At 41.7% G+C, this 854-nt stretch carries 1 protein-coding gene and 1 pseudogene; both read right to left on the reverse strand.

The window, feature by feature from the left end; genetic code table 11:
* Positions 1-441, reverse strand: a 441-nt coding sequence (locus A4R26_RS23840) for a PglD-related sugar-binding protein (protein ID WP_107685892.1), incomplete at its 3' end; no start/stop codon positions are given.
* A 168-nt stretch (positions 442-609) separates the two neighbouring features.
* Positions 610-854: pseudogene (locus tag A4R26_RS35130) on the reverse strand (capsular biosynthesis protein); the annotation flags it as partial.

Below are 854 nucleotides of genomic sequence, written 5' to 3' on the forward strand. Positions count from 1 at the left end.
GGCGTTGGGAGAAATATGAACAAATTCTTCCAGCAAACAATCGTGATCTATTGAGCAATTGGTATTTAAAATAACATGGTTACCGATGTTGCTGTGAGCGTTTACCGAAACATTCGGCATAACAACTGTACCAGTACCAACAGAACTGCGCGGCGAAATTACAGCAGCAGGATGAATTGCGCCTGTAAATTTTTGTGTATTTAATTTCGTGGCGACTGCTTTTCGAATTCGGTTATTTCCTATGGAAATGATGAACTCATCCGTACCCGTTACCGCGGCCTCCTGCAATGAGTGATATACAGGATACTCCAGTAACGACGTCACGTTCAGATTATCATCGATTAACCCGTAGGGATTCCGGTGTTGGGCTTCCAGTATTTCACAAATCACTTTCGCATGTCCGCTGGCCCCATACAAAAAAATTCTGTTGGTATGCGACATAAACAATCAAGGCATTCAAACGAGGAATATTATTCTGGATTTTAGCTGATCACTATAATTAGGCTAACAGTAAAAGGGGCATCAAATATAAAATGTAAAATTACATATTATTATTTGATGCCCAATATTATTATAAAAACACGTTGTTGTCAGCAACTTTGCACAAGCCTAGCAGGCAAGTTTGAAATAACGGCCAGATTTCCGTTTTACCATGCCTTCGGCATATGTGTATGATTCTTCCGTGTCTATTTCAGTTTCTTCCGAGAGCGCAGAACTATCAAAACTTCCCATCAGGATCAGGATGGGGAAGAGAATAGAACGCAGCAGCATTTTCACCGGACGCAATTCTTTTACCGACGCTATAACCGCTTCCGTCACGGTCTTACACTGCTCACCTGTCAGCTGCGGATAAA

The sequence above is a fragment of the Niastella populi genome (genome assembly GCF_002078015.1).
Classification (GTDB): domain Bacteria; phylum Bacteroidota; class Bacteroidia; order Chitinophagales; family Chitinophagaceae; genus Niastella; species Niastella populi.